Genomic DNA, 26,394 nt, shown 5'->3' with positions numbered 1-26,394 from the left:
AATGAAAAAACTACTTGTCTGTCTTTTGCTTTGCCCGTATCTGCTTTGGGGGCAGCCGCTTCGGGTAGCAGTAGCCGCGAATGCGCAGTTTGTCATGGAGGAGCTTAAGACGGCTTTCCAGAAAAAAACGGGGGTTCCGCTCGAAATGATTGTCAACTCTTCGGGTAAACTGACTACCCAGATTCAGCAAGGGGCACCGTACGATGTTTTTTTGTCAGCCGATATGGCGTATCCGCAAACGCTCTACAAAGCAAATTTGACCACAGCCGCTCCGATTGTATATGCGTATGGCTCATTGGTACTTTGGACAGCGGGCGAGCTGCCGGTATCCGCTACCCTGGCTGTATTGTCGAACCCCGGAGTGCGGCACATCGCCATAGCGAATCCGGCTACAGCGCCTTATGGTGAAGCAGCCATTGGCTATTTGAAAGCGAAAAAATGGCTGGATAAAATACAGGCCAAAATCGTGTATGGCGAAAGTATTTCACAGGTAAATCAATACATCCTTTCCGGGGCTGCCGAAGTTGGCTTTACAGCCAAATCGGTAGTAATGGACCCAACCCTTGCCAAACGGGGCCATTGGGTCGACTTGCCACAAACAGGCTATGCACCCATTGCACAAGGGGTCGTCGTGCTGAAACGAACAACCCAGACGAAAGCGGCTGAACAGTTCCTGACCTTTTTGCGTAGCCCGGACGCTCGGCGTATTTTGCAGAAATTTGGTTATAAACAGACGGAATAAAGCGAAAAAGGAATACGAATTTTGTCTGAATCTTTCCTCCATTTGGGTTTTCTTCCCATTTTTCTTTGCATATGATGCCCATCGACTGGGAACCTATATGGCTGACATTACGACTTGCTGGCATCACAACCATGCTGCTGTTGCTGATTGGTGTACCATTGGCCAGTTGGCTGGCTTTGAGTCGTTTTCGCCTAAAGCCCGTACTTGAAGCCATCATCAGTCTGCCGCTCGTATTGCCCCCTTCTGTAGTCGGTTTTTATCTATTACTGGCCTTTAGTCCAACGAGTGATTTTGGTGCCTGGTTACTGCATCACCTGAACCTGCAGCTTGTTTTTTCGTTCGAGGGGCTGGTGGTAGCCTCACTACTGTACAGTTTACCTTTTATGGTACATCCGATTCAGGCGGGGCTCGAAAACCTGCCGGTATCCTGGCGCGAAGCAGCTTATACGCTGGGGCAGTCGCCGGGTCGGACGCTGTGGCGGGTATTGCTGCCCAATTGTAAACCGGCCATATTGACGGGTATCGTGCTGACGTTCGCACACACGATCGGGGAGTTTGGGCTTGTCCTGATGATAGGTGGTAATTTACCGGGTCAGACCCGGGTTGCATCGATTGCGATCTACGATGAGGTCGAGTTGCTCCATTTTCAAACGGCCCATACGTATGCTGCACTACTGCTGGTTCTATCGTTTGCTATTTTACTGCTGGTCTACTTTGTCAATAAACGAGTAACGGTATGATCGAAATCGACCTGACAATGCCGCGATTATTTACGGAGGGGCCTGGGGAGTTAACGATACGAACTAGCTTAGAATCAGGGAGTCTAACAGTGTTAACCGGGCCATCAGGGGCCGGTAAGACAACCCTGCTTCGCCTGGTGGCTGGCCTGGAAACACCAAGTTCTGGACGTATTGTGGTCGATGGGCATGTTTGGTTCGATACCCAACAGCGCGTAGACCTTCCCCCTCAAAAACGTTCCATTGGCTATGTATTTCAGGATACGGCGCTCTTCCCGAATATGACCGTACAGGAAGCGATTCAATTTGCCGCCCCTAAAGGCGATCCGGCCTTTGTGAAAGAATTGATCGATAGGACGGGATTGGGTACGTTTATGCATCAGAAACCAGCCCAGTTGTCGGGCGGGCAACGGCAGCGGGTAGCCCTGGCCCGCGCCCTGGTTCGTCGGCCGCAGGTGCTATTGCTCGATGAACCCTTTGCTGCCCTGGATACGCAGGCCAGTGAATCGCTTCGACAGGTTCTTTCCGCACTTCATCAGGTATGGCAAGCCACAACCCTGCTGGTGAGTCACCACGCTCAGGATGCCCAGATTATGGCCAACCGGGTGATTCGGATCGTTCAGGGGAAGGTGCAATTGGATGAGCGTGCTATGGATAAAGCGGTATCGGCTCAAGTGATGGAACCTATACTCCATATAGCTTACCATGAAGAACACCAACAGTGGATAATCCAGACAGTCACCACGCAGCTTCAATCAACTAATCCAGCCTGGGGGCAGCAGCGGGTGGGGGATCTTATCCTGGTACGCACTGCAAATTAGTTCAATTGATTGGGGCATAGCAAACGCATTTTTGAGTTAGGTGTTTTTGGTTTCAACTGTTTGATAGTCAGTTGTTTTATGTCTGAATGGTGATGAACTAAGCAACTGGTTATCGCGTTAAGTAGATATACCCTCAACGTATTTTCATGCCCGATTTTAATCCCTCATTGATCCTGTATACGACCGATTCTCTGAATAGCCAGGGGAAAGCGGTGTTGGCTAAATTTCCTGAAGCGGAAACTCTGGAAGTGAAGCAGCACAATCGTCTGCCCGACCTGGGTCTGAATCATTTCAAGATTAAATCCAATGTACTGGTGCTGGGTCGGCTAAAAACACAGGACATTAAATGGAGCGGGCGTAGTGCCGATTACATTGCGCCTAGTTTGGCAAACGGCTGCTTTGGTGGTTGTACGTATTGCTACGTTGATCGTCATAAAACGGTGAATCCGATCACGCTTTTCACCAATATTGACGAAAACATGGCCTCAGTCAAGGAGCAGATCAGCACGTTGCCCTGGCCCAAAGTGCCAAACCAAACCGACGATCTGTTTTATACCTACGATATTGGCTGCAATTCGGATATCTCGGTCGACTATGATTTGACGGATGGTATTCAGCAGGTATTCGATTTTTATAGGACGCATCCACGAGCTAAGGCAACATTTGCGACGAAGTTTGTGAATCGGGAAATGCTGAATGTCGATCCACAGCGAAAAGTGAGAATACGGTTCAGTTTGATGCCTGCTCACGTGAGTAAACTGGTCGATGTACGTACCGATGGTATTGAGAAACGACTCGCGGCCATCAATGATTTTTATGACGCCGGTTATGAAGTACACGTCAATTTCTCACCCGTTATTGTTTATGCCGGACCCGACGGCGACCGAAAGGCCTGGCGAAATGATTACCGTGATCTGTTTCGACAACTCGATGCTGCCCTACGCCCGGAAGTTCGTCAACAGCTTAAATGTGAAGTTATTTTTCTGACCCATAACCAATGGCAGCATCAGGCCAATCTGGCTATTAACCCAAAGGCTGAAGAATTGCTGTGGATGCCTGAATTACAGGAGAGTAAGGTAAGTCAGTTTGGTGGCTGGAATATTCGCTATCAGCACCAGTTGAAGCGTAAAATGATCGAGATTTTTGAGCGACTCGTTCAGGAAGAAATCCCCTGGTGCCAGATCCGGTATATATTCTAAACCGCTCCGCCGGGCCGGCGGGTTTTAGCTGATTTATAGATTAATCCGATTTTGTTTAACCCTTCTTTGAAGCGATTAAGTGCAAAATCCAGCTAATCCATAAATCAGCTAAATCCCGATCTTACTTGCTACGCCCAGATTTGCTGCCGCCTGTCGAGCCACCAGCACTGCTACTGCCTTTTGATGAGCTTTTATGTGATACCGAACTGCGGCCGTTTCCTTTGCTCCCATGACCAGTGCCATTATCCTGATTGCCGGTAATGCGCTGGCCTTCGTATTCCTTTTCTACTTTTTCCAGGGTTTTGTCTGCAATAACGTTGATTGGTTTATAAACAAACCAATAACGTCTCAATGGGCGTGTTGTTTAACGTACTCGTCCATCGAAAAGCGCCCAGACCCCAGCACCGTAAAGGCCAGTAAAAGGCCCAGTACGATCAACGATAACCACAGTTCAGAGTTCAGGGGGGAAAATCCCTGACGAATATTGACGAAGAAAACGGCCGCAACCAGAATGGGCAGTTGAAGGATGCACATCAGACGGGTCAAACACCCCAGCATGATCAGGAAGCCGCCCATCAGGTGCGCAAAGGCAACATAATGAACGGCCATAACCGGAAAAAGCCCAAAATGGACCCCTCCGACCAGTTGGTTCAGATACGTAGTGTCACTAATAAAACTGATTCCTTTCAGGATCAGGATAATGCCCAGCATAATCCGTAGGGCGTCGGTCCAGGCGGGGTGATGGCTATCGCCCCAATGCTCGATGCGCGTTAGTAGGTTCATATCTGTAAGCGGTTAGTGATTCTGAACCGAATCTACAGATAGAATACCGTTAAAGCAAGCTGGCTGTCAGTCTATTAGTTCTATTTTTTGGTGGATTAATCTAATTTTACTTTGTGGCCGGAAGTAGATCGTTCGTAGTAAACAAACCTTAGCGTATTTCTTCGAAGGGACCGATATGTACTGGTGTTAGCTTCGCCATCTCCTCGGGCTCAAATAATCGTGACCGGATGATGAACCGGACACCCATTGGAATTTCCAGCGAGAAACTGGCCCCGCGTCCGGGCGTTACATCAACGGTCAGGTGCGTATGTTGCCAGTATTCAAATTGATCCTGCGACATCCAGAAGTCACAATTATGAATTTGACCCAGCCATACGTCTGATGAGCCGATAATAAAATCACCGACGGGGTAGCACATGGGTGAGGAGCCATCGCAGCACCCACCGCTCTGATGGAACATTAGCGGGCCGTGCTGGGCTATTAACTGGTCAATAACATGGGTAGCAGCCGGTGTGCAATCGATACGGTTCATAGAAATAAGCTGAGATTTACAACAAATTTTGTGGGTATCTTACAAAAAAGCCAGCATTATTCTCTCAAATACATGCAGAATCCTATTAAAGCGGAATGACAGTACCTGTATGGGAGTTGGTTAGGGTTGATACATCAGGCATATCAGTATGTTTTACTTAAAATATAATGAGCTTCAGCACGCACAAAAATCAGGGTTCTATTGTACCTTTGGCGAGTTATGGCAAAGCAATCGGCATCAAAATCTACCTTTACAGCGGCCACGCTGGAGTTCATGCGTGAACTGGTTCAAAATAACAACAGAGACTGGTTTCAGGAAAATCGCAGCCGCTACGATGCGGCTAAAGCAGAGCTTGTAGGCGTTACCGAACGGGTTCTGGCAGAACTGAGCCCTTTTGAACCGCTGGCAAACACATCGCCCAAAGACTGCATATTTCGGATCAACCGCGACATCCGCTTTTCAAAAGACAAAGCCCCTTACAAATCCAATCTGGCGTTTGCGATTGGGCCTGGAGGGCGGCATTCGGGACGTATCGATTATTATGTGCATATCCAGCCTGATAACCAGTCGTTTCTGGGGGCAGGGATGTGGCAGCCAACGCCCGCCAATCTGGCGAAATTCCGGCAGGAAGTAGATTATAATGCCCAGGAACTGAAAGACATTATCGAAGCTCCTGAATTCAAAGCCTATTTTCCAGAAGCGCATGGCGAAACCCTAAAAGTCATGCCCAAAGGCTATTCGGCCGATCACCCTGAAATTGAGCTGTTACGCCGGAAAGAGCTTTTCTTCATGCATCGCTATACCGATAAAGACGTGCTTAAACCCAATTTCGTCGATGAAATTGTAAAGGGATGCCGCATTATCAAACCCTATTGCGACCTGTTGAATTACCTGTTCTACGACGAAAAAGAAGAATCGATTACGTTATAGGCTGTTCCAATCATAAAAAAAGGCTCACCGTTTTAATGGTGAGCCTTTTTAGCTATTAAAAGGAGAAGATTACTCAACAGCGACCAGCGATACCGCTTTGGCTTCGAGCTGACTATCACCCATGAGGTAACTATCAGCCTGCCGAGCGGCCTCGCGGCCTTCAGAGATTGCCCAGACGACCAACGATTGCCCACGGCGCATATCGCCGGCAGCAAATACTTTCGGATTTGTCGTTGTCTGGTAGTTATGCGCTTTTACGTTTCCACGCTCGTCGTACTCAAGCCCGAGGTCATCAAGCAGTCCATTGTGTTGTGGGTGAAGGAACCCAGCCGCAAGCAACGCCAGTTCGCAGGGAATATCGCGCTCCGAGCCTGGCAGTTCGACCATTTGCATCCGACCATTTTCGTTTTTCCAGGTCAGGTCTACAATCCGAAGCGCTTTCAGGTTACCGTTTTCATCGCCAATAAACTCTTTCGTATTGATCGACCAGTGCCGATCGCAACCTTCCTCGTGTGAAGTGCTGGTCCGCAGCATCATTGGCCAGTTGGGCCAGGGCGTACTTTCGGCTCGCTCTTTCGGAGGCATCGGCATCAGTTCAATTTGCGTAACGCTCTTGGCTCCGTGCCGATTCGACGTACCCACACAGTCGGAACCAGTATCCCCACCACCGATGACCACCACGTTTTTATCAGTGGCAAATAGGTCGCCATCGCCATATTGAACACCACGGTGATCGACTTCTACCGGACGGCCAGCTACCCGTTTATTTTGCTGGCTCAGGAATTCCATGGCCGGGTAAATACCTTTCAGCTCACGGCCTTTAATGGGTAGATCGCGCGGCACAGTTGAGCCGCCGGTGAGCATGATCAGGTCGAAATCATTCAGCAGATCGTTCGCTTTCAGATCAACCCCTACATTAACTCCCGTTTTAAATGTAACCCCTTCGGCTTCCATAACCGCTATACGACGGTCGATGGTCCACTTTTCGAGTTTGAAATCAGGAATACCGTATCGCAGCAGCCCGCCAATCTGGTCAGCGCGTTCAAAAACGGTTACCGTATGGCCTGCTTTGTTCAACTGAGCCGCAGCCGCTAAGCCAGCAGGGCCAGAGCCTACAACGGCAACCTGTTTGCCTGTTCGCTCTTTAGGCGTTTTTGGGGTGACATAGCCTCGCTCAAAGGCAACCTCGGCAATCGACTTTTCGATGAATTCGATGGCAACGGGTGGTTTGTTGATACCCAATACGCACGACGCTTCGCACGGAGCCGGGCAGATGCGGCCTGTAAATTCCGGGAAGTTATTAGTCGAGCTTAAAATTTCATAGGCGTAGGCCCAGTTCTGCTCGTAAACAGCGTCGTTGAATTCAGGAATGATATTGCCCAACGGACAGCCACTGTGACAAAAAGGCGTACCACAGTCCATACAGCGAGCAGCCTGCCGTTGCGAATCCTGTTCGGAGTGAGGGACTTCAATTTCTTTGTAATCGTGTACTCGATCCTGTGCAGCGCGCTTTTTGGGTAATTCACGCGCAAACTCTAAAAATCCGGTAGGTTTTCCCATTTTACTTCGTTCTTATCCGTGCGTCACATCGACGGTAATATCCTGATAAACCACATTTTTGTCGCGAATCTGGTCGGCCAGTGAGATACCGCGCCCAGCCAGTGCCTGCCGGAAGTCGCCAGGCATCACCTTCACAAATTGACCAACCAGGTTGTCCCAATCCTGAATCAGATTCAGGGCTACATTACTGGTCGTATATTGGAAGTGCTTATCGACGTATTCGCGAACAATGCCCAGATCTTCTTCGGTCAGGCTTTCCAGACTGACCATTTCACCATTTACTTTCGAAGCAAAGGTGCCGTCCTGATCCCAGACATAGGCTACACCGCCCGACATACCCGCTGCGAAGTTACGGCCGGTTTTTCCCAGAATGATGGCCAGACCGCCTGTCATGTATTCCAGACCATGATCGCCAACGCCTTCCACCACAACTTTAGCTCCTGAGTTACGTACGCAGAAGCGTTCGCCCGCCATACCCCGTATGAAGGCTTCGCCCGATGTAGCGCCGTAGAACGAAACGTTACCAACGATGCTGTTTTCTTCCGGTTTGAACTGAGCCGTACGGTCGGGGTACACAATCAGTTGAGCACCACACAGACCTTTGCCAAAGTAATCGTTGGCGTCGCCTTCGAGTTCGAGTTTGATACCGCTTGTGCTGAAGGCACCAAAGCTTTGACCCGCCGTACCACGCAGTTTGATATGAATTGTACTCTCGGGAAGGCCGGGGCCACCGTATACTTTCGAAATTTCATTCGAGAGCATCGTGCCAATGCTTCGGTCGATGTTCTGTACCGGAAATTCGCCATATACCGATTCGGCCGAGGTCAACGCGGGTTGCGCCAGGTCAATCAGTTTGCGGTCGAGTACCTCCTCCAGGTGGTGATTTTGTTCTTCCTGCTTATACTGAGCTACTTCCAGCGTGGTCGGCTCTTTATATAGAAGCGCATCCAGATTGATTTTCTTGTATTTCCAGTGCGCCATGTTGTCACGGAGTTCCAGCATCTGCGCCTGACCAACCATTTCGTTAACGGTACGGAAGCCCAGTTCAGCCATAATTTCGCGCAATTCCATCGCCAGGAACGTGAACATGTTCACGACATGCTCTGGCTTCCCGGTGAATAGCGCCCGAAGCTCTTTATTCTGTGTAGCCACACCAACCGGACAGGTGTTGAGGTGGCATTTCCGCATCATGATGCAACCCGTAGCGACCAGAGCAGCCGTGGCTACACCAAATTCTTCAGCCCCGAGCAGAGCCGCTACGGCCAGGTCACGACCCGTACGAATCTGACCATCGGTCTGTACGGTTACCCGTCCGCGCAATTTGTTTTTCACCAGGGTCTGATGTGCTTCGGCCAGACCCAGCTCCCAGGGCAAACCCGCATGGCGAATCGACGACAGAGGAGAGGCTCCTGTACCCCCATCATGGCCCGAAATCAGGATGTGGTCAGCATGGGCTTTCGCAACACCAGCCGCAATGGTACCAACGCCTGCTTCCGATACCAGTTTGACGCTGATACGAGCGGCCCGGTTGGCATTTTTAAGGTCGGAGATCAACTGGGCCAAGTCCTCAATCGAATAAATATCATGGTGAGGAGGTGGCGAAATCAGGCCAACACCAGGAGTGGAGTGACGGGTTCGCCCGATCCAGTCATCGACTTTGAAGCCTGGTAGCTGACCACCTTCGCCCGGTTTTGCACCCTGCGCCATTTTGATCTGTAACTCCTGCGCGTTGGTCAGGTAATAGCTGGTCACGCCAAAGCGTCCCGAAGCGACCTGTTTGATGGCCGAGTTCATGCTATCGCCATTTTCGAGCGGCTTGTAGCGAAGTTCGTCTTCACCGCCTTCGCCGGAGTTACTTTTGCCGCCAATGCGATTCATCGCAATCGCCAGGGTCGTATGCGCTTCCCACGAAATCGACCCGAACGACATGGCACCCGTAGCGAACCGTTTGAAAATACTTTCGATGGGTTCAACCTCGTCCAGTGGAACAGGGGTGCCTTTCTTGAACTTCAGCAAACCCCGAATGGTGATCGCTTTCTGGGTTTGATCGTCGATCAGCTTCGAGTACTTCTTGAAGATCCCGTAATCGTTCTTGCGGGTTGCCTGCTGGAGCAGGTGAATCGTATCGGGGTTAAAGATGTGCTTTTCACCCCGTTGCTTCCACTGATAAATACCGCCTACTTCCAGACGTGGAGTTACCATTGGTGTTGTTGGGAACGCTACTGAATGGCGCACCTGAATCTCGCGAGCGATTTCATCCAGACCCATACCGCCAATCCGCGATACGGTGCCGGTGAAGTAACGGCTTACAACCTCCTGATTCAGGCCCAGACATTCGAAGATCATAGCGCCCTGATACGATTGCAGGGTTGAGATCCCCATCTTCGAGAAGATTTTCAGGAGTTCGCCATTGACGGCCTTTACATAATTTTTATACAGCTTGTCGAGGTCATAGTCAACACCCAGCAAGCCTTTTTCTTTCATGCTGGCAATGGTTTCGAAAGCCATATAAGGGTTAACACCCGAAGCACCATACCCGATAAGGGTAGCAATGTGGTGAGTTTCCCACACATCGCCCGCTTCGACGACGATGCCCACTTTACCCCGCAGCCCCTGACGAATCAGATGATGGTGAATGGCTGAGGTAGCTAGCAGGGATGGAATGGGCGCATGGTTGGAGTCGATTGCCCGATCTGAGAGAACTAGAATCGAATACCCATCCTGAATGGCATCTTCGGCGTAGCGACAGATCCGTTCCAGCGCCCGCTCGAGGGATTTCCCCAGACCGTCGACCGTAAAGAGGCAGTTGATGGTTTTCGCCTGAAACTTCGGTTGGTCGATAAAACGGAGTTTATCAAATTCTTTAGTCGTCAGTACAGGTTGTTCCAGCTCAACCTGGTGGCAGTGTTCAGGAGACTCACTCAGAAGGTTATACGTTGCGCCAACAAAGGAGATGAGCGACATGATCGCCCGCTCCCGGATTGAGTCGATGGGCGGGTTGGTCACCTGCGCGAACAACTGCTTGAAGTAATGGCTCATGTGCTGGCTTTGTTCCGAAAGCACGGCCAGCGGCACATCAACGCCCATCGAACCCAGGGCTTCTTTGCCTGTTTCGACCATCGGTGCCAGGATCATCCGCAGGTCTTCAGATGTAAAGCCAAAAGCCTGTTGCATCCGAAGCAGTTTGGCCGGATCATACGGATTATACGACCGGATGGGGGCTTCAAGGTCCTGGATTTTGATCTTATTGTCGGCCAGCCATTGCTGATAAGGTTGCCGGGAGCAGATGTCGGCTTTAATTTCTTCGTCCGATACAATCCGACCCTGCTCCATGTCGACCAGGAACATTTTCCCAGGCTGCAAACGACCTTTAGAGACGACCGTAGCCGGGTCGATGTCGAGCACCCCCACTTCCGATGCCATAATGACGACATCTTCGTTGGTGACCCAGAAGCGCGATGGACGAAGGCCATTCCGGTCGAGCGTAGCCCCTACGATGCGGCCATCTGTGAAGGAGATCGAGGCTGGACCATCCCAGGGCTCAATCAGAGCAGCATGGAATTCGTAGAATGCTTTCCGGACAGGGTCCATATGCTCGTTGCCATCCCAGGCTTCAGGAACAAGCATCATCATCACATGGGGGAGCGAACGGCCACTCATCACCAGCAACTCAATGGCATTGTCGAGGTTGGCCGAATCCGATTGTTTAGGATCACAGATGGGCAGCAACATGTCCATCTCTTCTTTCGTAAACTTGGCAGATTCGAGCAGGCCTTCAGCCGCTTTCATCCAGTTGACGTTGCCTTTTACGGTGTTGATTTCCCCGTTGTGGGCAATGTAACGGAAGGGCTGAGCCAGTTTCCAGGATGGGAACGTATTGGTCGAAAAGCGAGAGTGAACGACACCGATAGCCGATACAACCTCCTCATTCTGTAAATCGGGGAAGTACGGCTCCAGTTGTAAGGTTGTTAGCTGACCCTTATACGTAATGGTCCGGCAGGATAACGACGAAAAATAGAAATGGTCGACACCCGCAATGGTTTCATTGATGATCCGGGTGCTGTAATTCCGCAGAATATACAGTTTACGCTCGAAATCATCGGCATTCGTAACGTCGGAAGGACGTTTGATAAATACCTGCTCCATCTGAGGTTCTGCCGAGCGCGAGCCATTCCCCAGATCGCTGTTGTTGACCGGTACAACCCGATAGCAGAGCAGTTCCAGGCCGAGTCGTTTCATTTTCCGATTCAGGATTGCACGACATTCTTCGCGAAGCCACACGTCTTTTGGGAAATATACCATGCCTACACCATACTCAAGAGCAGGTGGAAGATGTACACCCAGTTTACGGGTTTCGTCGACGAAAAATTCATGTGGAATCTGGATCAGCAATCCAGCTCCATCACCAGAATTGGGCTCAGAGCCTACAGCGCCCCGGTGTTCCATCCGCCGAAGCATCTGGAGCGCATCCGAAACAATCTGGTGTGACTTGCGGCCTTTGATATGGGCCACAAAGCCGATACCGCAGTTGTCGTGTTCAAACTCGGGGCGGTACAGTCCCGCCAGTTGGTCAACCTGATCAGACATGGTCGTAACAGCGTTGGATATGGCCGTTTTTTGAAACGCTATTTAACAGAATTGCAAAAAACGAGGCCGTTTATTAAGAAATTCTAAATTAACAGGATGCCCGGCCTGTGAATTAATCAAGGAGAAGGCAATCGAATTGAAGGGCGTTTGTGACAAAGTCATGCAATATACTACTAAAAAAATTTGGCAAAAACAGCTTTTGTCAGAATTTAATAGCAAATGGGCCGAATTGTGAATTTGATTATAAATCTTCTTGAAAAGTGAATATGTTCTGTGGGCAAACCAGCACTTGTCGTCCGTTAAATCGATTTGTCAGAATGCCGGTTTAACAAAGTGGCTTATTGGCATGTGCTTTTCCGTATCAATTGATGAACGAAATAGGTCTAGGTCGTACTAACCAGCCCTGGAGGGAGCCCTGGCTGACAAAGCCAGCAGGAGCATAGGAAAATAAAAAAAGCCGCTCAGTTGAGCGGCTTCCGTATTTTTGTGATTCGGCTGGGATTCGAACCCAGGACCCATACATTAAAAGTGTATTGCTCTACCAGCTGAGCTACCGAATCGATTCCCGTTGAACAAACAGGGGTGTCGTCGTTTGGGATTGCAAAAGTAGGACTTTGTTTTTCTAAACGCAAGTGTATGGCTAAAAAAAAGTTAATTGGTGCGTTAATTTCACCACTTCGACCGCTTCACGTACGTCGTGGACCCGCAAAATGGATGCCCCTTTGAGCAACGCTATGGTGTTTAGCGTGGTGGTACCGTTTAAGGCTCTATCCGGGCTGATGTTCAGTGTTTTCCAGATTGTTGTTTTGCGGGAAAGACCTACCAGAACAGGCTCTTCGAACAGGCTGAACGCATCGAGTTGAGCCAGTAGTTCAAAATTTTGTTCGGTTGTCTTGGCAAACCCAAATCCAGGGTCCAGAACAACATCTTTCAGCCCCAGCAGTCGTAATTCGGCCAGCCGAACGGCCAATTCATCCAGTACATCGGTCGTAACGTGCTGATAGGTGGCCAGCGACTGCATGGTTTGGGGAGTACCCCGAATGTGCATCAGTATATAAGGTACCGATGCCGAACGACTCAATTCGGCCGCTGTGCTGAACATCGCCGGGTCGAGGGTACCGCCAGATACATCGTTAATGAGTACGGCTCCGGCTTCGACTGCCTGCCGGGCCACCGATGCCCGAAAGGTATCGATGGAGATGAGGGCATCCGGAAATTCAGAAAGGATGGCTTCAATAAGCGGTAAAACGCGGTCCGCTTCTTCAGTAGGGCTAACCGTGGCAGCCCCTGGACGGGTGGAGTACCCACCAATATCCAGGAAGGTGGCTCCATCGTCGAGCATCTGCTGCGCTCGTTCAACGGCAATGGCAGAGGCTTGATGATCGGGGGCAAGACGGCTGCCCGAAAAAAAAGAATCGGGTGTTGCGTTGAGTATTCCCATTATGGCGGGTCGGGTCAAATCGACCAGTCGGCCCCGGCAGTTCAGCGTTTTTTTCGTAACTTTCGGCATTAAACTGTCATTCCTAGTTATTGATCGTCATTCTTAGTCATTGACCGTCACCCTCGTTTTCACGACAGATGACCTGGAATGACAGCGAATGACTATACTCTTATGTCCACTACGGAAATCGAATATCGGCAGGTTATTCAACGCTGCAAAGACCTGTTCCTGAAAAAAAATAAAGATTATGGTACTGCCTGGCGCATTTTGCGGCTTTCCAGTATTACCGATCAGATTTATATCAAAGCGCAGCGAATTCGTACATTACAGGAAACCGGAGTGAGTCGGGTAGGCGAGGGGATTGAGCCCGAATTTGTCGGTATCATCAATTACTGCGTTATGGCCCTGATTCAGTTGCAGTTAGCGGATGACAAGCGAACAGATATACCTGCCGACGAACTTGAAACGCTGTACACCGAACAAATTGGCCGGGTTATTGATCTGCTGTTTGCCAAAAATCACGATTACGGCGAAGCCTGGCGCGAGATGCGAGTCAGTTCCATGACCGACATTATCCTGATGAAATTGCTCCGAACCAAGCAGATTGAAGATAATCAGGGAAACACACTCGTTTCGGAAGGCGTTGACGCCAATTATATGGATATGATCAATTACGCCGTTTTTTGTCTGATCAAACTAAGTCATGCGGGGGGGAGCCCGCAGTAAGAAGAAGAGCGGGTGGCCACCCGCATACGTGTATGAACACAGCAACGACCCAGCCTAAACTAAAGACCGGTACACCACCGATGTTGATTGCCGCCCGTATTGCCCGAATTCTGGTCGGGATTGTTTTTATTTTTTCGGGCTTGATTAAACTGAACGACCCGGTCGGGACGCAGATCAAGTTTGAGGAATATTTTGAAGTCTTCGCCCAGGATGTGCCATTCCTGCACGATTTCTTTATGGGCCTGGTGCCGTTTACGTTGGTGATGTCGGTGTTGTTTTGTGCCGCCGAGGTAATATTAGGGGTTGCTCTGCTTGCTTCTTACAAGCCTAAGGTCACGGTTTGGCTGTTATTCTTTCTGATCATTTTCTTTACGTTTCTCACCTTTTATTCGGCCTATTTCAATCGGGTAACGGATTGCGGCTGCTTTGGGGATGCTATCAAACTGAAACCCTGGACTTCGTTTGGAAAAGATGTCGTTCTGACCGTATTGATTCTGTTCATTATGGGGCACCGGAACCGACTACGCTCCAGAAATACGGGCTGGCTGGTCGCCCTGACCGTTGTATTTACACTGGGACTGGGAATGTATGCGGTTCAATTCCTGCCTCCGATCGATATGTTGCCCTATGCCGTCGGCAAAAGCATTCCCGATCAGATGAAACCGTCGGAGCCACTGCGGTATAAATACCTGATGGAGAAAAACGGAGAGGTGACCGAATTTGAAAAATACCCGACCGACCCGAGCTACAAATTTAAGGAAATGGTGCTGGTCAACGAAAAAGCCAAGCCTAAGATTACGGATTACCGGGTCTGGAATGATGACAGTGATTTTACCCAGCAAACCTTCGAAGGGGAGAAGCTTTTCATCATCATCAAGAATACAAAAGACATCGATGCGGGTAGCCTGCCGGCTATTCGGGCGCTGGTGGAGGGCTTAAAGGGAACGTCTGTAGCCCCTTTTATTCTTACATCGACCAGCGACGATGAGATCAAAGCTTTCCGAAAAGAGTTTCAGTTAGAAAATGTACCCTATTATAAAGCAGATGCGACGGTGCTGAAAACGATTATGCGGTCGAATCCGGGTACATGGCTCCTGAAAAATGGCGTTGTTCGGGGTAAATGGCACTATAATTCAACGCCGGATGCGGATGAGGTAAAACGAATTGTGATTGAGTGAAAATTAATGAGCGAAAGAGCGAAAGAGTGAATGAGTGAAAAAACGGCATCAGCAATTTTTCACTCATTCACTCTTTCGTTCTTTCGCTCTTTGCAATACATGAAAAACATCTTCTTAATTGGCATGCCATCGTCTGGTAAGAGTACGCTGGGGAAACGTATTGCTGATGCCCTCCACTATCGTTTTGTGGATACCGATAAAGTGATTGTTCGGGAGGAAGGACGAGCGATTGCCGATATTTTTGCCCAATCGGGCGAAGCGTATTTCCGGGAACTTGAAAAACGGGTATTGCGTACGATACAACCTGGTAGTAGTAAGGTCGTATCGACGGGTGGTGGTATGCCCTGCTTTCATGACAACATGGCCTATATCAATGCAACAGGCATATCGATTTTTCTGGATGTTCCGGTGTCGATTCTGGTGAGTCGGATTATGGCACATGCACAGGAAGACCGTCCATTGAATAATCCGAGTAATCCCGAATTACCGCTGATCTTAGAAAAACGGTACGAATTAAGACTACCTGTTTACAGCCAGGCTACCATTACGATAACGGGCGAGACAACCGTAGAGGAAGTGCTCCAACGACTGGGCGAATGGCTTTAACTTCCCCCTTTTAAAAGCAGACTTCCAGGGGAAGTTTATGTATAGATAGCGAAGGCTAGAATTGGTTTCCAGTAAGTTTATTTTTTCAAATACTGGTATATTTTTTGCCAATTTTAGTGGAAATTCGCCGTGTATGCGTTTCTTCGTTATTTGTCAACTTCTTCTTTTTGTAATTAGATCTCATGCGTTACTGGCTCAATCCAAAGGCTGGCAGGAGCTGACCATTTCCAACGGGTTATCGCAGGGAATGATTTTTGATCTGAAACAGGATCAGAAAGGCTTTATCTGGGTGGCAACCAAAGATGGCCTGAATCGGTACGACGGCTATAATTTCAAGGTATTTACCCACGACCCCTATGACGCCTTCAGCCTTTCCGACAATGCCTGTTCGGCCTTATTGATCGATCGCCATCATCGGCTCTGGATCGGTACACAAAACAAAGGGCTTAATGTATACGATGATCGAACCCAGCGATTTTATCATGTAGCGATTCGTGATCAGACGCTGGCGAACGGGACGAATTACGAAATCAGAGGACTGGCCGAAGACCCTGAAGGGAACATATGGGTAGGGACCAATGCCGGAAAGCCCTTTAAAGTAAGTATACCGGCCTCATTGCAAACCAGGTTTCCCGAACAGGCCGACTTTACGAACCAGCTGAAAATCAGTTCGATTGTTACGGTTCAGGAACAGACCAATCATCCTAATCTTGCCTTTAGTTTCAAGCCATCGGGCGAAGCGCTTACGGTATTAGACAATGGCGTATATGCGTTTAACTGGAAAAAGCCAACCACACTATCCCGGCAAACGCGTATCACGGATGAGCCGTCGGATGTGTTTGATATGTACGAGGATACCCAGGCGGGTATTCTGTTTGTGAGTGTCAAGCACCAGATTGACTGTTGGTATAACGGAAATCGAAAAACCATTTTCCTGGCAGACAGGAGCAGCACAGGTGTACAGATCGAGCCGATTGCAAAAAACCTTCTGGCTATCAGTACAGTAAGTTATCTTTGGTTACTCTCCCCGAATGCGTTATTTCATAAAGACAGCCTGTCGATACAGGATGCGTTCATGACGTTTCCTCCGAATTTGTATGCCGTGACGCAAGTGCTGCAAGATCATACAGGCAACATCTGGGTAGGTACCAGTGGCTATGGTATACGGAAGTTCAATCCCCGGATCAATCAGTTTCACTCGTATCTTCCCCACACGTCGCTGTCCTATCTGTATGTCGATCAACAGGGACGAATCTATGCCCGTTATCAATTTGCCTATGGATTACTGGATCGGAAGTCGAATCGATTAATCCCGTTTCTGGATTCTAAACTTTCGGAAGCCGACCAAAGGCAGCGGTATTTTATGCAGGATCGGCACGGAACGTTCTGGGTATCGAATGCGAATTTTCAGACCCATACCCAGCATTTGTTCAAGTTTTCCAGTTCCTGGCAGTTACTGAATAAATATCCGTTACCACCCGGGGTTGAATTTGGGTTGTGGGGCAATCAAACTGTGGAAGATCCCTCCGGCTGTTTATGGATTGGGGCTATGAATGGCAAATTACTTCGGTTTGATCCGAAGGCCGAAACGTTCCAGACGTTCCAGTACTTATCGAAAAGTAGCCCTGAAACAGAAACCTATGCCTTGCTCCGTGAGGCAGATGGTACGTTCTGGATCGGTACGCAACAAGGGCTTATCAAGGCTGAACATCTTCCGGAAAAGCCTGTATATACCCACTACAGAAACTCGATTACGAATCGGCAAAGTCTAAGCAATGATTTTGTTTTGAGCCTGGTCAATGATCCGTATGAGCCCGAGCGGTACCTCTGGATCGGTACCAAAGGGGGCGGGTTAGAGCGGCTGGATAAGCAAACAGGGCAATTTCGGCATTATACCGAAGCAGAAGGGCTACCCAATAAAGTGGTGTATGGGCTGTTGACCGATGCCTACCATAATCTGTGGCTTAGTACGAATCGGGGCCTGTCGCAGTTTAATTCCCAAACGGGGCATTTTCGAAACTATACGCAGGCCGATGGTCTTCAGGATGATGAATTTAACACGGGTTCGTTTGTTAAGTCGCCATCGGGAGAGTTCCTGTTTGGAGGGGTTAATGGACTGAATGTGTTCAAGCCATCGACGTTGGTGCGGGAAAACCAGAAAATACCTACCGTAAACATCCTTGGGTTGCGGATCAATAATAAACCGATTGAGGTTGGCCGAAAGGATAATCTGCTGAAGCAGAGCATCGATTACACGAAGGACCTTGATTTACGGTACGATCAGAATCTGCTCACGTTCGAGTTTGGTGTAATGGACTATACCAATTCGGCCAATAACCAGTACCGATACCGTTTGATCGGTATCGACGACGACTGGGTTGAGGCTGGCACCAATCGGTTTGCCAACTACGCTCAGTTGCCCAATGGAAGTTACCAACTTCAGATGATGGGGTCTGTGGATGGCGAACATTGGAGTAAACCGCTGGAATTACAGATTCGTATTGCCCCGCCCTTGTATCGAACCTGGTGGGCGTATCTGATTTACATAATAGGTGCCATCGGGATAGCTTGGCAGTTAAACCGATTTCAGACACAGCGGTTGCTATTGCAGCAGCAGGTGGCCTATGAACAAAAAGAAGCGGGCCGACTGGCCGATCTGGATGCGCTTAAAACCCGCTTTTTTACCAATATATCCCACGAGTTTCGGACGCCCCTTACGCTGTTGCTGGGGCCAATCAATGATCTTCGGCAACGGTACCCGACAGATGTGCTGTATCAGGTTATGTATCGGAATGCCAGTCGGCTACAGTCGCTGATTGGGCAATTGCTCGATCTGGCTAAACTGGATGCCGGTCAGTTGCAGTTGGATCGGCAACCTGGTAATCTGCCCGAAGACATGCAGCTATGGATGGCCTCCTTTGAGTCACTCGCGCAAAGCCGGGGCGTTACCTTGACCTTGACCCAAAATCAGGCGCGGCAGTGGATGCTGTATGATGCCGATAAACTTGAAAAAGTAGTCACAAACCTTGTTTCGAATGCCCTGAAATTTACACCTGTCGGGGGGCGTGTGCAGATGGAGGTTAGCTACCAAACTGTTCAGCCCAGACTCACGATCTCGGTGAAGGATACCGGGGTCGGTATCGCTCCTGAGCAGTTACCGCATATCTTCGACCGATTCTATCAGGTTGATGATAGCCAGCAGCGTGGTTACGAAGGTACAGGTATTGGATTGGCACTGGTTAAAGAGCTGATTACGGCCATGCACGGTCGGATACGGGTAGACAGTCTGCCGGGACAGGGTACAACATTTGTCATAGAACTACCCCTTGATCTGGCAGATGCACCCACTCAGTCCGTTAATCCGCCCGTTGTTGAAACGAATACGGCATCGACCCGTCAGGAAATGCTCACAAATACACCCGAACGGGAGGTTGCGCCAATAGCTTCGTCGGGTAAAACCGTTTTAATTGTAGAGGATAATGATGACTTGCGGTTGTATATTCGGCAGGTACTTGAACAAACGTATACTGTTTTGGAAGCTGTTGATGGGCAAGATGGGCTTACCAGGGCTCTGGAAACCCTACCTGATCTGGTCATCTGCGATCTGATGATGCCTCGGCTGGATGGCTACGGATTTTGTCAGCAACTCAAAACTCAGGAAGCCACCAGTCATATTCCGGTCGTGATGCTCACCGCCAAAGCGGATATGGAAAGCCGCCTGGAAGGACTGACGATTGGGGCTGATGATTACCTGACCAAACCGTTCGATCGCCAGGAATTATTGCTTCGGGTACGAAATAGGCTTTGGCAACGGGAGCGATTATTCGAATGGTTTACGAGTAATCGACCGAATCAGCAGCCAGCATCAGTCCCTCCGGCCACCCTTTCGACTGAACAGAAGTTTCTGGATCGTTTGTCGGATGCGGTGCTGCAACATATCGACGACCCCACGTTTAACGTTGAAGCGCTGGCCGAAGCGGTCAATCTGAGCCGCGTACAAGTACACCGGAAGCTAAAGGCGCTCACCAGCACTACGGCCACCAACTTTATCCGCGACATTCGGCTGGCTCAGGCAGCGAGTTTGCTCACTGCGCAAACCGATAGTGTAACGCAGGTAGCCTACGCGGTTGGTTTCGATAACCTTTCGTATTTCGCGAAGGTGTTTCAGGAAAAATATGGTGTATTGCCGTCTCAATACGGGAAACAGCCCCTCACGGAATCAGAAGACAGGAACTCCCTTTAGCGCTTTCAAGGGCTCATGTCTTTTCATAGATTAGAAATGCGAAGTGAGCATGGCAGATGCATTTATCAGTATGCACCTGCCATGCTCACTTCGCATTTCTCGCACCCAATTACGTTAAAAAAATACCCCCATCGACAGCATGAGGTTCGTATACCGATTGTTGGTGGCAACGGTTGGCGTATCCGAACTGTTGGGCAATTCAAAAGGGGAATAGCCTGATTTGTAGGTCAGGTATGAACCCGATAGATCCGCAAAGAAGCGATCGTTACGAACCCCTAATCCGGCCGAAAGTATAAGCTTCGAACGATCCGCTTTGGCGACCCGATCCAGGTCAATTTTATACGCACTGGGCAAGTAGGCAACACCGGCCCGAACGCGTAAGATGCCCGCTCTGATTTCGGCACCTCCCCGAACGTTGAACACATTTTGATAGGTGTCCTGTACGAATCGCTTCACATCATTTTTGAAATCGGTGTTATCCTGTTGATTGGTAAAGGCCGTTGTACGAACCCGCATCCCCTGATAGTTGACATATTCGGCTGTAGCCGTCAGGAATCCGATCTTACCATTTCCCAGAAAATACGTGGCTCCGCCCGACGCCCGTAATGGGGTTTGCAGGGTGTAGTTGAAATCATTGGAAGGGTCGACTACATCTACGTAGTTGGTGGTCAGTACCAACTTTGGATCTTTTGCAACGGCATTCAGGGTTTGACCAAATGTTTCATTGGCACTGCTGATCGTTGGCGAGATAATCGTACCACCTACCTGAAACTGAGGGACAATCTTATAAATAAACCCAAGCGATGCATTGATGCCGCTTCCTTTTACATCGAGTCGATTGGTTTGGCCGTAATTGGTAAAAACCTTTCCGTTGACCGGGGTTTCCAGAAAAGCAACTTCCGACGAATAGCGGAGGTGGGTTAAAGCCAGGGAGCCACCGATATAAAACTTATCGTCTAAATTGCCTGCATACGAGAATGTCCATTGCGAATTGGTGCCCGAACGGCTGATGGTTGATCGCTGATCTTTCTGAACGGTTGCATCATAGCGTGTGTAGGGAGGGCCTGAACCATTGTTGCCAAGGTCGGTTGGGTTGATCAGGTATAGTCCATAGGCAGCCGCTTCCCGAAAATCGGCCTGTTTACTATTTGGATAAAACGAGTCGCTTAGTTCTTTCTCGCTGTACGCTGCCGAATTAGCTGCATTGATATACGTTTGGGCAATGGACGAGTTCGGGTTGTTATTCAGCCCACGTGCATCGACGTAATCAAAAAAATTGACATTCTGGGAATAGCTAACCCCAAAGGCCGAACGTCGCCATCGACGACTCCCATTACTGCTTCCGGGCAATATCAACCCAAACTGACCAATACTTACCTTACCGGCACTACTATTGATTTGTGACCCCAAAAATGTATTCTGGTTATTGGCCGAGGTAAACATCGGACTGATACTTAGCTCAGAGCGGTTGTAGAATGCCAGCCCTGCGGGGTTGCCTGACAAATTACTCGCATCGCCACCCAGAGCGGCATGATTCCCCCCAATACCCCGAAATCGGGCGGTACCATTCTGACTGAAATCGGAATAGCGAAATGCATCATCGGCATATTCATACGACGCTCCCTGGCTAAAGGCCAGATGCGAAAGTAACCCTAAGGCCACTGTAAAATAAAACGGTTTAGTCATGTTCTTAAAGCTTTATAAAAGCGGTTGGTGGATCATGCGATAGGTATACGCATTAGAACACCATAACGTATAAACGTTTAATCGGGATAAAATTAGTTTAGGGTTTAATGCCAGATCAAGAGAGGATCGTTTAAGTGAAACGGGATAACTACCAGCGATTCGCACCCTCATTGGACAAGCTTTAGGTAAAAACGATAAACTAATCGTAACTAAAACGAAAATCCCCGCTAATTGTCCTAACTAGCGGGGATTTTTTATCAAATTTTAAGCAAGTGTATTAGCGTGGGCCACGGCCGCCTGAGTGACCACCGCCACCCGAGAAGCCACCACCGCCACCACCACTGGGGGCGCTGAAGCTGGGCGAGCTGAAACTGCGACTTGGCGCACTGTTAAAGCTCGGTTGGTTGTGGCTCGGCTGACTGAAGCTGGGCTGCGATTGCTGATAGCTGCCTCGGCTTGGCTGATTGAAGCTTGGCTGGCTATAGCTCTGGCTTTGGTAACTGCTACGATTGTTGCCGCCTGTAAAGTTACCACCTGATGGCGTATAGCTACCCCGGCTGCTTTCGCGTGGACGAGAATAGTATTCCGAACTTCCGGAGTTGCTGTTGTAGGATGGAGCGGCTGAGTTAGCGCTTACCCGACCGTTGCTGCTGGCACTGTTATCGTAATAATAGTTGCCCCGGCTGCTGCCGTTGCTAGGACGAGCATAGTAACCATCGCCCCGGCTGGTATTCGTTGCTGCCGCACGACCACCATTGGAATTGTAGGAACGGGCCGAATTGTCGAAGGAAGAGGTATAACGCCCAGACGACCGCTCAAAAGTCCGGTTGTAAGTCCGGTTACGATATGGATCCGCACCCGACACGTATACGTTGTTTACGTAGATAGGGTTGTAGAAGCCGCCATAGCCGTAATACGAAGAATAGAACGGACTGTAGTAGCCACCATAGCCGTAGGCAAACGAGCTGTAAAACGGATCATAGTAACTGCCATATCCGAAGGGCGAATAGAATGGGCTATACGCATATGGTCGGTAAAACGGACTGCCGAATCCAAAACTGAATCCCGGATACCCATAACCAAAAGCACCCATGCCTAAGCCTAAACCCAGACCCGAATAAAAACCAGTGTTGTTGAATCCCCAGCGATTCCAGCTATAAGCCGAAGTCGTTGCGGCATTGTAGCCATTAACAAAACCGGAGTTATAGGCATTCGTCCCGTCGTCGTTCCAGCCCGGATCGGGGGAGAGGCCACGGTTCAGCTTACGGGCGCTCAATTCCGTGTAATAGTCATCCGTGTTGGAATTGAAGCCTTGCTGTTCGTCGTTGTAATCAGGATTCGCATTGCGGTTCAACCGCTGCTGACGTTGTGAGCGGCTATACGGCTGCGCACTGAAATCATCGGACTGACGGTTGCTGGCATACACTGGCGAACCACCGGCACTGCCATACAAATCATCTACATCACTGGCGTTCTGTGCTGTTTGCCGACTGGAGGTACAACTCCAGATGCTCAGCAGCGCAGCCAACGTCAGATAAGAATATAGTCGTTGCGTTTTCATTTGGCAAGGGAATTAAACGTAAAAAAGCTTATGCTTACTACCACGTCAATACTATAACACAGGATTGACTGGTTTAATTACAAAAATAGAGCAAAAACTTATCTTTGCAACTTCTTTCCTATTAGACTCCAAATAGTTAATTAAGGTTTAATTCGTTTCTAAAATTAGTTTGAAGTTTGTCATCTGACGAGTGATGTTGGCTGATGGGCAGACAGTTATCGTGCGGTTTGCCATGCTAAAAAGTCAACTTAAGTTGTCGGAGGTCGAACGTCAAACGTCAATTGTATGGCTAAAGCAATTCCGTCCCGTAGTGAAAACTACTCCGAGTGGTACAATGAGTTAATTAAAAAAGCCGATCTGGCCGAAAATTCGGCGGTTCGCGGCTGTATGGTTATCAAACCATATGGATTTTCGATCTGGGAAAAAATGCAGCGGGCACTGGACGATATGTTCAAGGAAACGGGCCATACCAACGCCTATTTCCCTTTGTTCATTCCAAAATCGTACCTGAGCAAGGAGGCATCGCACGTTGAGGGCTTTGCCAAAGAATGCGCTGTTGTGACCCATTATCGGTTGAAAAATGCCGAGGATGGCTCGGGGGTAATTGTAGACCCGGAAGCGAAACTGGAAGAAGAACTTATTGTACGGCCCACCTCAGAAACGGTTATCTGGAGTACCTACAAAAACTGGATTCAGTCGTACCGTGATCTGCCGTTGCTTATCAACCAGTGGGCCAATGTGGTTCGTTGGGAAATGCGTACACGAATTTTCCTGCGAACAGCCGAATTCCTCTGGCAGGAAGGCCACACAGCCCATGCCACTGCCGAAGAAGCACAGGCCGAAACCCGGCAAATGCTCGATGTGTACGCCCAGTTTGCCGAAGAATGGATGGCCGTGCCGGTCATCAAAGGCTCTAAAACACCGAATGAGCGTTTTGCCGGCGCGGAAGATACCCTGTGTATTGAAGCGATGATGCAGGATGGCAAAGCCCTTCAGGCGGGTACTTCTCACTTTTTAGGGCAGAATTTCGCGAAAGCGTTCGATGTACAGTTCCTCAACAAACAGAATCAGTTGGATTATGTATGGGGGACTTCCTGGGGCGTTTCGACCCGGCTGATGGGGGCATTGATCATGGCTCATTCCGACGACGATGGGTTGGTGCTGCCTCCCAAACTGGCGCCAATTCAAGTGGTTATTGTGCCGATTTACCGAACGGAAGAACAACTTGAACAGATTTCGGCTAAGATTAAACCATTCGTTCAGGAACTTCGCAAAGCCGGGGTTTCGGTTAAATACGATGATTCGGATGCCAATAAACCTGGCTGGAAATTCGCTGAATATGAGCTCCGTGGCGTTCCTATACGGCTGGCAATGGGTGGCCGTGATCTGGAAAATGGCACCGTTGAAATTGCCCGCCGTGATCTGAAAACGAAAGAAACGGTGCCCTTCTATGGGCTCACCGAACGAATTAAAGCCTTGCTGGAGGATATTCAACAAACGATTTACAACAAAGCTAAAGCGTTTCGGGAGGAGCATACCGTTACCGTCGATACGTTTGAGGAGTTCCAGACGCAGATAGAGAATGGTTTCGTACTGGCGCACTGGGATGGTACTTCGGAAACTGAGGAAGCCATCAAAGAAGCGACCAAAGCGACGATACGTTGCATTCCTTTCGACCAGAAGCCAGAAGAAGGGGTTTGTGTGTATTCCGGAAAACCGTCGAAGGGGCGAGTGGTTTTTGCCCGGGCGTATTAAGCAGCAGCAGATAATACCCTTGTTAGGGCATTGGTTGGGGTCCGGTACGTACCGGACCCCATTTTTTTGCAGAAAAATTCAGGTACTTTCGGAGGTAGTATCCGGGAGATTGTTGCTTTTCGGCAGGATACTCGCCCAATGAAGGACCTGATTTGGAGGATATGGATTTGCCGGGCAGATTCGTCGGTTGAAACGGGCTGTCTGCCGATGTTTGTGAGCTTCCGGTCTATTGCATTTCCGAGAGTGCCTAAACTGCTGTTGATTTGATTGATAATTTGTATTTCTACATGATTCGATAGCGTAATTCCTGTCGAAAACCTAACAAACCAGCCTATGAAAACCAGACGTTCGTTCCTACGTGATGCGGGAGCGTTGACCTTAGGGAGCTTTGTATTGCCACAACTGTCTCAGGCTACGTCGCTTATGGGACCAATGGCTTCCCGGCCCATTGGTTTACAGTTGTTTACCCTGTTTCGACCAATGAGCGAAGATCCCAAAGGAACGCTCGAAAAAGTAGCCGCTATCGGTTATAAAGAGGTGGAATCGGCATTTAGCCTGAAAGGTGGATATTATGGCTATACGGCCAGGGAGTTTAAAAAAGTGGTAGAGGACTTGGGGATGAAATGGCGTGGGCATCATGCCGGTGGAGCACCTTTCCGGCCACGGCCCACACCACCGGCCAGCACTACCGGAACACCGGGGGGCGGACCAGTAGCTGGCGCACAACGGCCAGCGATGGATTTTTCCAAGATGCCTCCCATGCTCAATCTGCGCGATAATTATAAGGAACTGGTCGATCAGGCGGGTGAAGGGGGCTTGTCGTACCTCGTATGCGCCAGTACACCCGTGGCTACCCTCGACGAAATTCAGAAGTCGATTGAGGTATTTCAGAAAACGGGTGAAGCCTGTAAAAAAGCAGGTATTGGCTTTGCCTATCATAACCATGCTACCGAATTCGATCCTGTAGAAGGGGGCAAAACGCCGTATGAGCTGATACTTTCACAAACTGATAAAGAGCTGGTGAAGATGGAACTGGATCTGGCCTGGGCCGTCAAAGCCGGTAAAGACCCCGTCAAGTTGTTTGCAGAGCATCCCGGTCGTTTCCCACTCTGGCATATCAAAGATATAAAGTCCGACCTGAAAACGATTACCGAAGTAGGCAACGGCGTTGTGGATTTCAAAAGCGCGTTCGCGGCTGCCAAAACAGCAGGTTTAAAGTATTTCTTTGTAGAGCAGGATATGGCGGCTCAGCCCATTGAGAGTATTACAACCAGCTATACGTATTTAAAGAACCTACAGGCTTAATC

19 protein-coding genes and 1 tRNA gene are annotated in these 26,394 nt (G+C 49.4%); 11 read left to right on the top strand and 9 right to left on the bottom strand.

Annotated features, from left to right (window positions below; all coding sequences use genetic code 11):
* Window position 1 precedes the first annotated feature (1 nt).
* The 4 genes from modA to B153_RS0117150 all read left to right on the top strand — a co-directional run bounded on the left by modA (window position 2) and on the right by B153_RS0117150 (window position 3,499).
* On the top strand, window positions 2–742 hold the full coding sequence (modA, locus tag B153_RS0117165; RefSeq protein ID WP_020597970.1) for a molybdate ABC transporter substrate-binding protein: 741 nt from the start codon (window positions 2–4) through the stop codon (window positions 740–742).
* Window positions 743–816: 74 nt separating this feature from the next.
* On the top strand, window positions 817–1,482 hold the full coding sequence (modB, locus tag B153_RS0117160; protein ID WP_026262230.1) for a molybdate ABC transporter permease subunit: 666 nt from the start codon (window positions 817–819) through the stop codon (window positions 1,480–1,482).
* Window positions 1,479–2,300: a sulfate/molybdate ABC transporter ATP-binding protein gene (locus B153_RS0117155; RefSeq protein WP_020597968.1), complete on the top strand. Its 822-nt coding sequence runs from the start codon at window positions 1,479–1,481 to the stop codon at window positions 2,298–2,300. The genes modB and B153_RS0117155 overlap by 4 nt, the downstream gene beginning before the upstream one ends.
* Before the next feature lie 146 nt (window positions 2,301–2,446).
* Window positions 2,447–3,499, top strand: a complete 1,053-nt coding sequence (locus B153_RS0117150; RefSeq protein WP_020597967.1) for a spore photoproduct lyase family protein — start codon at window positions 2,447–2,449, stop codon at window positions 3,497–3,499.
* A gap of 121 nt (window positions 3,500–3,620) precedes the next feature.
* On the opposite strand, the gene B153_RS0117145 is transcribed toward B153_RS0117150, so the two are convergent.
* The 3 genes from B153_RS0117145 to B153_RS0117135 all read right to left on the bottom strand — a co-directional run bounded on the left by B153_RS0117145 (window position 3,621) and on the right by B153_RS0117135 (window position 4,814).
* Entirely contained in the window at window positions 3,621–3,851 is a 231-nt protein-coding gene (locus B153_RS0117145; protein WP_020597966.1) for a hypothetical protein, read from the bottom strand.
* A complete protein-coding gene (locus B153_RS0117140) occupies window positions 3,848–4,282 on the bottom strand; it encodes a DoxX family protein (protein ID WP_020597965.1) in 435 nt (144 codons plus the stop codon). The genes B153_RS0117145 and B153_RS0117140 overlap by 4 nt, the downstream gene beginning before the upstream one ends.
* Before the next feature lie 148 nt (window positions 4,283–4,430).
* Entirely contained in the window at window positions 4,431–4,814 is a 384-nt protein-coding gene (locus tag B153_RS0117135) for a DUF779 domain-containing protein (RefSeq protein WP_040761589.1), read from the bottom strand.
* 219 nt (window positions 4,815–5,033) lie between these two features.
* On the opposite strand from B153_RS0117135, the gene B153_RS0117130 reads away from it, so the two are divergent.
* The gene (locus B153_RS0117130) at window positions 5,034–5,744 is read left to right on the top strand and encodes a DUF2461 domain-containing protein (protein WP_020597963.1); all 711 of its coding nucleotides are present in this window, start codon (window positions 5,034–5,036) and stop codon (window positions 5,742–5,744) included.
* 69 nt (window positions 5,745–5,813) lie between these two features.
* Here B153_RS0117130 and B153_RS0117125 read toward each other — a convergent pair whose 3' ends face one another.
* From B153_RS0117125 to folP, 4 genes are all read right to left on the bottom strand, one after another.
* Window positions 5,814–7,304: a glutamate synthase subunit beta gene (locus tag B153_RS0117125; RefSeq protein ID WP_020597962.1), complete on the bottom strand. Its 1,491-nt coding sequence runs from the start codon at window positions 7,302–7,304 to the stop codon at window positions 5,814–5,816.
* Between the two features lie 12 nt (window positions 7,305–7,316).
* Window positions 7,317–11,891, bottom strand: coding sequence for a glutamate synthase large subunit (gene gltB / locus B153_RS0117120; protein WP_020597961.1), 4,575 nt, complete (start codon window positions 11,889–11,891; stop codon window positions 7,317–7,319).
* 487 nt (window positions 11,892–12,378) lie between these two features.
* Window positions 12,379–12,451 (bottom strand) — tRNA-Lys (locus B153_RS0117115).
* A gap of 80 nt (window positions 12,452–12,531) precedes the next feature.
* Complete coding sequence (gene folP / locus B153_RS0117110) at window positions 12,532–13,401, bottom strand: dihydropteroate synthase (protein WP_020597960.1); 870 nt, start codon at window positions 13,399–13,401, stop codon at window positions 12,532–12,534.
* A gap of 102 nt (window positions 13,402–13,503) precedes the next feature.
* Here folP and B153_RS0117105 point away from each other — a divergent pair, with 102 nt between their 5' ends.
* From B153_RS0117105 to B153_RS0117090, 4 genes are all read left to right on the top strand, one after another.
* On the top strand, window positions 13,504–14,058 hold the full coding sequence (locus B153_RS0117105) for a DUF1599 domain-containing protein (protein ID WP_020597959.1): 555 nt from the start codon (window positions 13,504–13,506) through the stop codon (window positions 14,056–14,058).
* Window positions 14,059–14,090: 32 nt separating this feature from the next.
* Window positions 14,091–15,236, top strand: coding sequence for a BT_3928 family protein (locus B153_RS0117100; protein WP_026262228.1), 1,146 nt, complete (start codon window positions 14,091–14,093; stop codon window positions 15,234–15,236).
* Window positions 15,237–15,335: 99 nt separating this feature from the next.
* The gene (locus B153_RS0117095) at window positions 15,336–15,842 is read left to right on the top strand and encodes a shikimate kinase (RefSeq protein ID WP_020597957.1); all 507 of its coding nucleotides are present in this window, start codon (window positions 15,336–15,338) and stop codon (window positions 15,840–15,842) included.
* Between the two features lie 133 nt (window positions 15,843–15,975).
* The gene (locus tag B153_RS0117090; RefSeq protein ID WP_020597956.1) at window positions 15,976–20,085 is read left to right on the top strand and encodes a hybrid sensor histidine kinase/response regulator transcription factor; all 4,110 of its coding nucleotides are present in this window, start codon (window positions 15,976–15,978) and stop codon (window positions 20,083–20,085) included.
* 114 nt (window positions 20,086–20,199) lie between these two features.
* Here the strand turns inward: B153_RS0117090 and B153_RS0117085 are convergent, their stop codons facing one another.
* Window positions 20,200–21,771 (bottom strand): hypothetical protein, encoded by a 1,572-nt coding sequence (locus B153_RS0117085; RefSeq protein ID WP_020597955.1) that lies wholly within the window; start codon window positions 21,769–21,771, stop codon window positions 20,200–20,202.
* Between the two features lie 277 nt (window positions 21,772–22,048).
* Window positions 22,049–23,332 (bottom strand): pilus assembly protein, encoded by a 1,284-nt coding sequence (locus tag B153_RS0117080; RefSeq protein WP_020597954.1) that lies wholly within the window; start codon window positions 23,330–23,332, stop codon window positions 22,049–22,051.
* A gap of 285 nt (window positions 23,333–23,617) precedes the next feature.
* Between B153_RS0117080 and proS the strand changes: the two genes are divergently transcribed.
* Together proS and B153_RS0117070 are read left to right on the top strand one after the other, a co-directional pair.
* On the top strand, window positions 23,618–25,087 hold the full coding sequence (gene proS / locus B153_RS0117075; RefSeq protein WP_020597953.1) for a proline--tRNA ligase: 1,470 nt from the start codon (window positions 23,618–23,620) through the stop codon (window positions 25,085–25,087).
* Window positions 25,088–25,420: 333 nt separating this feature from the next.
* Window positions 25,421–26,392: a sugar phosphate isomerase/epimerase family protein gene (locus B153_RS0117070; protein WP_020597952.1), complete on the top strand. Its 972-nt coding sequence runs from the start codon at window positions 25,421–25,423 to the stop codon at window positions 26,390–26,392.
* The last annotated feature ends 2 nt before the right edge of the window (window positions 26,393–26,394 follow it).

The sequence above is a fragment of the Spirosoma panaciterrae DSM 21099 genome, from assembly GCF_000374025.1.
GTDB classification, from domain to species: Bacteria; Bacteroidota; Bacteroidia; order Cytophagales; family Spirosomataceae; genus Spirosoma; species Spirosoma panaciterrae.
This window is presented reverse-complemented; position numbering and strand designations above follow the sequence as displayed.

What these genes read in the sequence shown, in the direction of transcription:
- modB (WP_026262230.1), top strand. Translation starts at nt 817, where the DNA reads ATGCCCATCGACTGGGAACCTATATGGCTGACATTACGACTTGCTGGC.
- B153_RS0117150 (WP_020597967.1), top strand. Translation starts at nt 2,447, where the DNA reads ATGCCCGATTTTAATCCCTCATTGATCCTGTATACGACCGATTCTCTG.
- B153_RS0117140 (WP_020597965.1), bottom strand. Translation starts at nt 4,282, where the DNA reads ATGAACCTACTAACGCGCATCGAGCATTGGGGCGATAGCCATCACCCC.
- B153_RS0117085 (WP_020597955.1), bottom strand. Translation starts at nt 21,771, where the DNA reads ATGACTAAACCGTTTTATTTTACAGTGGCCTTAGGGTTACTTTCGCAT.
- proS (WP_020597953.1), top strand. Translation starts at nt 23,618, where the DNA reads ATGGCTAAAGCAATTCCGTCCCGTAGTGAAAACTACTCCGAGTGGTAC.
- B153_RS0117135 (WP_040761589.1), bottom strand. Translation starts at nt 4,814, where the DNA reads ATGAACCGTATCGATTGCACACCGGCTGCTACCCATGTTATTGACCAG.
- B153_RS0117080 (WP_020597954.1), bottom strand. Translation starts at nt 23,332, where the DNA reads ATGAAAACGCAACGACTATATTCTTATCTGACGTTGGCTGCGCTGCTG.
- B153_RS0117095 (WP_020597957.1), top strand. Translation starts at nt 15,336, where the DNA reads ATGAAAAACATCTTCTTAATTGGCATGCCATCGTCTGGTAAGAGTACG.
- modA (WP_020597970.1), top strand. Translation starts at nt 2, where the DNA reads ATGAAAAAACTACTTGTCTGTCTTTTGCTTTGCCCGTATCTGCTTTGG.
- B153_RS0117155 (WP_020597968.1), top strand. Translation starts at nt 1,479, where the DNA reads ATGATCGAAATCGACCTGACAATGCCGCGATTATTTACGGAGGGGCCT.
- B153_RS0117070 (WP_020597952.1), top strand. Translation starts at nt 25,421, where the DNA reads ATGAAAACCAGACGTTCGTTCCTACGTGATGCGGGAGCGTTGACCTTA.
- B153_RS0117125 (WP_020597962.1), bottom strand. Translation starts at nt 7,304, where the DNA reads ATGGGAAAACCTACCGGATTTTTAGAGTTTGCGCGTGAATTACCCAAA.
- B153_RS0117090 (WP_020597956.1), top strand. Translation starts at nt 15,976, where the DNA reads ATGCGTTTCTTCGTTATTTGTCAACTTCTTCTTTTTGTAATTAGATCT.
- B153_RS0117130 (WP_020597963.1), top strand. Translation starts at nt 5,034, where the DNA reads ATGGCAAAGCAATCGGCATCAAAATCTACCTTTACAGCGGCCACGCTG.
- B153_RS0117105 (WP_020597959.1), top strand. Translation starts at nt 13,504, where the DNA reads ATGTCCACTACGGAAATCGAATATCGGCAGGTTATTCAACGCTGCAAA.
- folP (WP_020597960.1), bottom strand. Translation starts at nt 13,401, where the DNA reads ATGCCGAAAGTTACGAAAAAAACGCTGAACTGCCGGGGCCGACTGGTC.
- B153_RS0117100 (WP_026262228.1), top strand. Translation starts at nt 14,091, where the DNA reads ATGAACACAGCAACGACCCAGCCTAAACTAAAGACCGGTACACCACCG.
- gltB (WP_020597961.1), bottom strand. Translation starts at nt 11,891, where the DNA reads ATGTCTGATCAGGTTGACCAACTGGCGGGACTGTACCGCCCCGAGTTT.